Genomic DNA, 8,042 nt, shown 5'->3' with positions numbered 1-8,042 from the left:
GCCGGGCCCTTGCCGGGTTTGACGTGCTGGAACTCGACGATCTGCCACAGCTGGCCGTCGATCACCAGCACCAGTCCGTTCTTGAAATCGGCAGTGCTTGCCACGGTTCGGTATATCTCCTCGGGATGGACAGTCGTCTGCGGACTGTCTGCGACTTGTCGGCTAGTTTAGAGCGCCGCGGGGCCGGGCCTCGCGGGCCGGGGTCGCGCGGCCGACGGGCGAAACTCCGTCAGCGGCGCGCCGGTTCGCGCCCGGCCGCGGCGTGCTCGTCGGGCGACGGCAACGGCTTGATCATGGTCAGCAGCGGGAGGTGGACCGTAACCCCGCTGGCGAACGGCAGGTGGATCGCGAAGTAGACGATCTGCATTTCCAGCCGCGTCTCGCGAAGGGGCTGGGCGTACACGTCCCACCGGAAGTCCCGCAGGCGCGCCAAACCCCGTGCCACCCCGTTCACGTCCCCGACTGTACTCGCGGGGGCAAGCCCCCCGGCCGCGCGACGGCTACCCCAGGACGGCCAGCTCCTTGGGGAACTTGGTCAGCAATTCCGGTGATGTGCCGCCGGCCTCCTGCGGCACCACCAGGGTGTCCTCGATGCGCACCCCGCCGCGGCCGGGCAGGTAGACGCCGGGTTCCACGGTCACCACCGACTCGGCCAGCAACGTGCCGGTGGAGGTGGCGCCGATGCCCGGTGCCTCGTGGATCTGCAGGCCCACGCCGTGGCCCAGGCTGTGGCTGAACTGCTCGCCGTAACCGGCGTCGGCGATCACCCGGCGGGCCGCGGCGTCCACCTCGCGCAGGTCGGCGCCGGCGTGCAGCGCCTCCCGGCCGGCCCGCTGCGAGTCGGCGACCAGCTGGTAGATCTCCAGCTGCCAGTCGGCGGCCTTGCCGAGCACGAAGGTGCGGGTCATGTCGGAGTGGTAGCCGCCGACCAGCGCGCCGAAGTCGATCTTCACGAAATCGCCGCTGGCCAGCACGGCATCGGTCGGGCGATGGTGCGGAATCGCCGAATTCGGCCCGGCGGCCACGATGGTCTCGAACGAGATCGCGTCGGCGCCGTGGTCGAGCATCAGGGCCTCCAGCTCGCGGCTCACCTCGCGTTCGGTCCGGCCCGGCCGCAGGCCGCCACGCGCCACCAGGTCGCTGAGCGCGGCGTCGGCCGCCTCGCAGGCCAGCCGCAGCAGCGCGACCTCGCCGGCGTCCTTGACCTCGCGCAGCGCTTCGACCGTGCCGGCGGCCTTGACCAGCTCGGTGGCCGCCTTGCGGTCGTCGAGCTCACGGGTCAGGGCGTCGAACCCGTCGACGGTGACCACGTTGCTTTCGAAGCCCAGCTTCTGCGCGCCGGCCTCGGCGGCCTGCCCGACCAGGTAGCGCCCGAGGGCCCGTTCGATGGCGACCTCGAGGTCCGGCGCCTGCTCGGCGGCCTGCGTTCGGTAGCGCCCGTCGGTGGCCAGCACGGGGCCCCGACCGTTGGCGAACACCAGCAACGCGCCGTTGGATCCGGTGAAACCGGAAAGGTAACGGACGTTCACCAGGTCCGTGACCAGCAGCGCATCCAATCCGCTGGCCTCGAGTCGTGCTTTGAGCCTGTCTCGACGCTGTGAATGTGTCACAGGTCTTGACGGTACTCGCTACGCTTTTGGGCCATGAGTAACTGGATGCTGCGCGGATTGGTCTACGCCACGGCGATGGTCGTCGTCCGATTGTTCCAAGGTGCACTGATCAACGCGTGGCAGACGAACGCCGGGTTGTTCAGCGTGGTGCTGCTGGTGCTGTTCATCATCGGCGTGGCCGTGTGGGGGGTGCTCGACGGCCGGGCCGACGCCCGCGCCAACCCCGATCCGGACCGCCGCGGCGACCTGGCGATGACGTGGCTGCTGGCCGGCCTGCTGGCCGGTGTGCTCAGCGGCGCCGTGACCTGGCTGATCGCGCTCTTCTACAAGGGCCTGTACACCGGCGGGCTGCTCAACGAGCTCACCACCTTCGCCGCCTTCACCGCGCTGTGCGTCTTCCTGCCCGCCATCATCGGCGTGACCATCGGGCGCTGGCGGGTGGACCGCAATCCCCCGCCGCGGCGGCCGGGCGCCGACGACGAACGGGCCGACACCGACGTGTTCTCCGCGGTTCGCGGTGACGACGCGCCTACCGGCGAGATTCCCGCGCAGACGTCCAGCCACCAGACCGACGCGCGGACCGCGGCCGTCGCCACCGCCGAGCGCGAAGAGCCCACCGAATCGATCGGCAAAACCGAGCACGACCCCAAGACCGAAGTGATCCACCGCGGCGACGAGCACACCAAGCCGGAGCACGGCAAGGGCTAGCTGTCGGCGCCGGGCTTTCCGGCCAGATAGCGCAGGGCGAGCAGATAGCCCTGTACCCCCAGCCCGACGATCACGCCGGTGGCGACCGGGCTCAGGTAGGAATGCCGCCGAAACTCCTCGCGGGCATGGACATTGGAGATGTGCACCTCGATCAGGGGTGCGCTCAGCTCGGCGCAGGCGTCGCGCAGGGCCACCGAGGTGTGGGTGAGCCCGCCGGCGTTGAGGATCACCGGTTCGCCCGCGTCGGCGGCCGAGTGGATCCAGTCCAGCAGCTCGGCTTCGTTATCGCTTTGCCGCACAACGGCTTTGAGGCCCAGGTCATCGGCCTCGCGCTCGATCAGCGCCGCCAGCTGATCGTGCGTCGTGTCGCCGTACACGTCGGGCTCGCGGCGCCCCAGCCGGCCCAAGTTCGGGCCGTTGATGACGTTCACAGTCGTGGTCACGAAGCCTCCTGCGCGAGTCCGGCATATGCCGCCGCCAACAGCGCCGGGTCGGGTCCGGCCAGCCGGCCCGGCTTGCCCAGCCCGTCGAGCACCACGAACCGCAGCACCCCGGCGCGCGACTTCTTATCTCCCGCCATGTATTCCAGCAGCTGCGGCAGCGCGTCGGCGTCGTAGCTGACCGGCAGGCCGAGCGCGGACAGGATGGTGCGGTGGCGCTGCGCGGTGGCGTCGTCGAGCCGGCCGGCCAGCCGGGCCAGCTCGGCGGCGAAGACGAGACCCACCGACACCGCGGCGCCGTGGCGCCACTGGTAGCGCTCCCGGCGCTCGATGGCGTGGCCCAATGTGTGCCCGTAGTTGAGGATTTCGCGCAGCTCCGACTCTTTCTCGTCGGCGGCCACCACCTCCGCCTTGACGGCGATCGCGCGGCGGATCAGTTCCGCCAGCACGTCACCCGACGGGTCGACGGCGGCCTGCGGATCGGCCTCGATGAGGTCGAGGATCACCGGATCGGCGATGAATCCCGCCTTGACGATTTCGGCCATCCCGGCCACAAGTTCGTTGGGCGGCAACGTCTGCAGCGTCGCGAGGTCGACCAGGACCGCGTGGGGCTGATGGAACGACCCGACCAGGTTCTTGCCCGCGTCGGTGTTGATCCCCGTCTTGCCGCCGACGGCCGCATCGACCATGCCGAGCAGCGTGGTGGGCACGTGCACGATGTCGACGCCGCGCAGCCAGGTGGCCGCCGCGAACCCCGCGACGTCGGTGGCCGCGCCGCCGCCGAGACTGACCAACGCGTCCTTGCGCCCGATCCCGATGCGGCCCAGCACTTCCCACAAGAAGCCCACGACCGGAAGGTCTTTGCCGTCTTCGGCGTCCGGGATTTCGATGCGGTGCGCGTCAACACCCTTGTCCGCCAACCGGCCTCGGATCACCTCGGCGGTCTCGGCCAGCACCGGCTGATGCACGATGGCCACCTTGTGCCGGTTGCAGAGGAGTTCGTCCAGCTCGCCCAGCAGGCCGGTACCGATGATCACCGGGTACGGCGGGTCGACGGCCACCTCGATGGTGACGGGCTCACCCGAGCGGGTCATGTCGCGGCCCCCGCGGGAGCCTGCAACCGCGAGACGATGTAGCGCACCACCGCGCCGGGGTTGCGCCGGTTGGTGTCGACGCGGATGGTCGCCGCCCGCCGGTACAGCGGGCTGCGCTCGGCCAGCAGCGCGCGGTACTTGTCGGCGCGATCGGGCCCGGCCAGCAGCGGACGCACGGCGTTGCCGCCGGTGCGCCGCACGCCTTCGGTGGCGCTGATCTCCAGGTAGATGACGGTGTGACCGGCCAGCGCCGCCCGCACCCCCGGGGTGGTGACGGCGCCGCCCCCCAGGGACACCACGCCGTCGTGATCGGCCAGCGCGGCGCGCACCACTTCCTCCTCGATGCGGCGGAATTCCGGCTCGCCGTCGGTGGCGAAGATGTCGGCGATGCGCCGCCCGGTCCGCTGCTCGATGGCCACATCGGTGTCCAGGAAGTCGACCCCGAGGGCCTTGGCCAGCCGCCGGCCGATGGTGGACTTGCCCGATCCCGGCAGACCGATCAGAACAGCCCTGGGCGCCATTACGCGGTACCCCGGGCGGCCGGCGACTCCCGCTCGGCGACCGCCCGCCGGTAGGACTCGACGTTGCGGCGGGTTTCGGCCAGCGAGTCGCCGCCGAACTTCTGCAGCGCCGCGCGGGCCAGCACCAGCGCCACCATGGCCTCGACCACCACGCCGGCGGCCGGCACCGCGCAGACGTCCGAGCGCTGGTGGATCGCGACGGCCTCGGCGCCGGTCGCCATGTCGACGGTGGCCAGCGCCCGCGGCACCGTGGAGATGGGCTTCATCGCGGCGCGCACCCGCAGGGGCTGGCCGTTGGTCATGCCGCCCTCCAGGCCGCCCGCCCGGTTGGTCGAGCGGACCACCCCGTCGGGGCCCGGATACATCTCGTCGTGGGCGCGGCTGCCGCGGCGGCGCGCCGTCTCGAAGCCGTCGCCGATCTCGACGCCCTTGATCGCCTGGATGCCCATCACGGCGGCGGCGAGCTGGCTGTCGAGGCGGTTGTCGCCGCTGGTGAACGAGCCCAGCCCGATGGGCAGGCCCAGGACCACCACCTCGACCACCCCGCCGAGCGTGTCGCCGTCCTTCTTGGCGGCCTCGATCTCGGCGATCATCGCCTCCTCGGCCGCCTTGTCGAAGGCGCGCACCGGGCTGGCGTCGATCGCGGGCAGATCGCCCGGGCCGGGCGGCGGGCCCTGGTAGGGCGCCGACGGGCCGATCGCGATGACGTGCGAGAGCACCTCGACGCCCAGCGCCTGGCGCAGGAACGCGCGGGCGATGGTGGCCGCCGCGACGCGGGCCGCCGTCTCGCGGGCGCTGGCCCGTTCCAGCACCGGCCGGGCGTCGTCGAAGCCGTACTTGAGCATGCCCGCGTAGTCGGCGTGGCCGGGCCGCGGCCGGGTGAGCGGCGCGTTGCGCGCGCTGTCGGCCAGCTCGCTCGGGTCGACCGGGTCGGCGGCCATCACGGTCTCCCACTTCGGCCATTCGGTATTGCCGATCTCGACAGCGATGGGCCCGCCGAGGGTGACCCCGTGACGCACCCCGGACAGCACGCTCACCGCGTCCCGCTCGAACGCCATCCGGGCGCCGCGGCCGTAACCGAGGCGGCGGCGGGCCAGCTGTTCGGAAATGTCGAGGGAGGTGATCTCCACACCGGCGACCATGCCTTCGAGCACGGCCACCAGCGCGCGGCCGTGCGACTCCCCAGCAGTGATCCAACGCAACACGGGTCCCATTGTCCCATGTCGACTTCCGAAAAGCCGATTCGCGCAGCCCGCGGCGGTGCCGGCCGCTATCCGGAGGCGGACAGCGCCAGATGCGCCAGCCGCCGCCCCGGTGTGGCGTCCAGGAGCGCGCGGGTGTAGTCCGCCGCCGGCGCCGCGAACACCGCCGCGGTGGCGCCGCTTTCCACCACCCGCCCGGCCCGCAGCACCACGACGCGGTGGGACACGCGCCGGACGACCGACAGATCGTGGGAGATGAACAGGTAGGTCAGGCCCAGCTCTTCCTGCAGCCGCAGCAGCAGGCCGATGATCTGTTCCTGCGTCACGACGTCCAGCGCCGACAGCGGTTCGTCGAGCAGCACGATCTGCGGTCGCACCACCAGCGCGCGGGCGATCGCGACGCGCTGGCATTCGCCGCCGGACAGCTCGGCGGGCCGCCGGTCGAGCTTGTCCGGGGTCAGGCCGACGCCGGTCACCGCCTCCGAGACGCGCAGGGCCCGCTCCCCCTTGTCGCCTATCCCGTAGGAGCGCAGCGGGCTTTCCAGGATCTGGCGGACGGTCCAGCGCGGGTCGAGCGCCGAACCGGGGTTCTGATACACGAACTGGATGTCTTGCCAGTGCTCGCGCCGGCCCCGCGCCGACAGCGAGGCGATGTCGCGGCCCAGCACGGCCACCGTTCCCCGGCTGGGCTTGAGCAGGCCGACGATCATCTTCGCCGTGGTCGACTTCCCCGACCCGGACTCCCCCACCAGGGCCAGCGTCTCGCCGCGCCGGACCGCGAAGGTCAGGTCGGCCACCGCGGTGTGTTTGCCCCGGGCGCCGATCCGGAACTCCTTGGCGACGCCCGCGACCTCGATGACCTCCTCGGCATCGGTGTGACCGGCGGCCGGCGCCTGGGCGCCGAGCCGGCGGATCAGGTGCGCGGCGTACTCGGTGCGCGGCGCCGCGACGATCGCGTCGGCCGCGGCGTCTTCCACGACCGCGCCGTCGCGCATCACCACGATGCGCGACGCGTGATCGGTGGCCACGCCGATGTCGTGGGTGATGAAGACGACGGTGGTGCCGTGCTCGGCGACGAGCCGGTCGAACACGGCCAGAACGTGACGCTGGACGGTCACGTCGAGGGCGGAGGTCGGCTCGTCGGCGATCAACAGGTCGGGACCGAGACCGAACGCGATCGCCAGCAGCACGCGCTGGCGCATGCCCCCGGAGAGCTCACCGGGATACTGCTTGAGTCGCTGCTCGGGGCGGTCGATTTCGACCCGGTCCAACAGGTCGATGCAGCGCTGACGGAACTGGCGCCGGGACAGCTTCTCCTTCTTCAGGGCGAAGACCTCGGCGATCTGAGATCCGATGGTGCGCACCGGGTTCAGCGACGTGGCCGGATCCTGCGGCACCAACCCGACGGCGCTGCCACGCAGCCCGCACCACTGGCGCTCACTCAGGCCGAGCGCGTCACGGCCACCGATGGCCAGCGACCCCGCGGTGATGGTCGCCGCCGGGGGCAGCAATCCGAGCACCGCGTTCGCCAAAGTGGTTTTGCCCGAACCGGATTCGCCGACCACGGCGACGAATTCGCCCCGGAACACCGCCAGGTCGAGGTGGTCGAGGGCCACCTTGGGCACCTCACCCGGGTAGGTCACGGTCAGGCCGGACACGTCGAGCAGCGGTGGGGACACGGTGCGTCTCCTTGCGTTCAGATCCGGTTGGATGTCAGCGCCCGGCGGCTCACCACACCGAGCGCCAGGATCACCAGCAGAACCACGGCGCCGGGCAACGTGGTGAGCCACCACGCGGTCGCCAGGTAGCGGCGGCCCTCGGCGATGAGCAGCCCCCACTCCGGGGTTGGCGGCGGGGCGCTGTAGCCGAGGTAACCCAACGCCGAGATCAACAGGATCGCGCTGCTCAGATCGATGACGGTCAGGGCGATCACGACCCCGGCCGCGTTGGGCACGATGTGCCGGCGGATCACCGACCACCGGGTCTCCCCGGACAAGAAGGCGGCCTCGACATAGTCCAGCGCCCGGACGCGAAGCACTTCGGCGCGAAACACCCGGGCGAAGATCGCGATCGAACCGATGCCGACACCGATGCCGACCGACAGCGGGCCCGGGCCGTAGGCGGTGACGATCCACACCGACACCAGAAAACCCGGCAGCGCCAGCAGCACATCGGCGAATCGCATGCCGAGCGCGTCGACGGCGGGGCCGGACACGCCGGCCAGGATGCCGACGACGCTGCCGATCAGCAGTCCTACCGCCACCGCCAACCCGGCCGTCGCGATGGTGTGCGAAGTCCCGTAGATGACCCGGGTCAGCACGTCGCGGCCGAGGTGGTCGGTGCCGAACCAATGCACCGAGCTGGGCGGCTGGAACTTGTCGACGGGCTTGCCCTTCACCGGGTTTCGCTCGGTGAACAGCCCGGGGGCGACCGCCCATGCGGCGACGAGGATCAGCAGCGCCGCGGA

At 71.3% G+C, this 8,042-nt stretch carries 9 protein-coding genes and 1 pseudogene; 1 reads left to right on the top strand and 9 read right to left on the bottom strand.

Translation table 11 applies throughout. From position 1 onward, the window contains the following. The 3 genes and pseudogenes from A9W96_RS00110 to A9W96_RS00100 form a co-directional block, all read right to left on the bottom strand. Positions 1 to 104 (bottom strand): annotated as a pseudogene (locus tag A9W96_RS00110) (elongation factor P); the annotation flags it as partial. A 125-nt stretch (positions 105 to 229) separates the two neighbouring features. Continuing rightward, positions 230 to 454 carry a hypothetical protein gene (locus A9W96_RS00105; protein ID WP_066876378.1) on the bottom strand — a complete coding sequence of 75 codons (225 nt, stop codon included), beginning with the start codon at positions 452 to 454 and terminating at the stop codon, positions 230 to 232. Between the two features lie 46 nt (positions 455 to 500). Continuing rightward, positions 501 to 1,610 carry a Xaa-Pro peptidase family protein gene (locus tag A9W96_RS00100; RefSeq protein WP_067021564.1) on the bottom strand — a complete coding sequence of 370 codons (1,110 nt, stop codon included), beginning with the start codon at positions 1,608 to 1,610 and terminating at the stop codon, positions 501 to 503. Positions 1,611 to 1,643: 33 nt separating this feature from the next. Between A9W96_RS00100 and A9W96_RS00095 the strand changes: the two genes are divergently transcribed. Next, positions 1,644 to 2,318 carry a B-4DMT family transporter gene (locus A9W96_RS00095; protein ID WP_197499350.1) on the top strand — a complete coding sequence of 225 codons (675 nt, stop codon included), beginning with the start codon at positions 1,644 to 1,646 and terminating at the stop codon, positions 2,316 to 2,318. Here the strand turns inward: A9W96_RS00095 and aroQ are convergent. From aroQ to A9W96_RS00065, 6 genes are all read right to left on the bottom strand, one after another. After that, positions 2,315 to 2,761: a type II 3-dehydroquinate dehydratase gene (aroQ, locus tag A9W96_RS00090; RefSeq protein WP_066863476.1), complete on the bottom strand. Its 447-nt coding sequence runs from the start codon at positions 2,759 to 2,761 to the stop codon at positions 2,315 to 2,317. The two genes, A9W96_RS00095 and aroQ, sit on opposite strands and share 4 nt — an antisense overlap. After that, positions 2,758 to 3,852, bottom strand: coding sequence for a 3-dehydroquinate synthase (gene aroB / locus A9W96_RS00085; protein WP_066863478.1), 1,095 nt, complete (start codon positions 3,850 to 3,852; stop codon positions 2,758 to 2,760). Before aroB ends, aroQ begins: the two co-directional genes overlap by 4 nt. Then, positions 3,849 to 4,373, bottom strand: coding sequence for a shikimate kinase (locus A9W96_RS00080; RefSeq protein WP_066863481.1), 525 nt, complete (start codon positions 4,371 to 4,373; stop codon positions 3,849 to 3,851). The genes aroB and A9W96_RS00080 overlap by 4 nt, the downstream gene beginning before the upstream one ends. Further along, on the bottom strand, positions 4,373 to 5,578 hold the full coding sequence (gene aroC, locus A9W96_RS00075) for a chorismate synthase (protein ID WP_067021567.1): 1,206 nt from the start codon (positions 5,576 to 5,578) through the stop codon (positions 4,373 to 4,375). Before aroC ends, A9W96_RS00080 begins: the two co-directional genes overlap by 1 nt. Before the next feature lie 65 nt (positions 5,579 to 5,643). Beyond that, the gene (nikE, locus tag A9W96_RS00070; protein WP_067137215.1) at positions 5,644 to 7,254 is read right to left on the bottom strand and encodes an ABC transporter ATP-binding protein; all 1,611 of its coding nucleotides are present in this window, start codon (positions 7,252 to 7,254) and stop codon (positions 5,644 to 5,646) included. Positions 7,255 to 7,271: 17 nt separating this feature from the next. After that, positions 7,272 to 8,042, bottom strand: a 771-nt coding sequence (locus A9W96_RS00065; protein ID WP_067137213.1) for an ABC transporter permease, incomplete at its 5' end; no start/stop codon positions are given.

Origin of the sequence: Mycobacterium sp. 1245852.3 (genome assembly GCF_001669335.1) — a bacterium.
GTDB lineage: Bacteria > Actinomycetota > Actinomycetes > Mycobacteriales > Mycobacteriaceae > Mycobacterium > Mycobacterium europaeum_A.
Note: the sequence above shows the minus strand (reverse complement) of the source record. Positions and strands in the feature narration are given on the sequence as shown.

Excerpts from the sequence above, each read along its gene's own strand:
- A9W96_RS00095 (WP_197499350.1), top strand. The coding sequence starts at position 1,644 with ATGAGTAACTGGATGCTGCGCGGATTGGTCTACGCCACGGCGATGGTC.
- A9W96_RS00080 (WP_066863481.1), bottom strand. The coding sequence starts at position 4,373 with ATGGCGCCCAGGGCTGTTCTGATCGGTCTGCCGGGATCGGGCAAGTCC.
- aroB (WP_066863478.1), bottom strand. The coding sequence starts at position 3,852 with ATGACCCGCTCGGGTGAGCCCGTCACCATCGAGGTGGCCGTCGACCCG.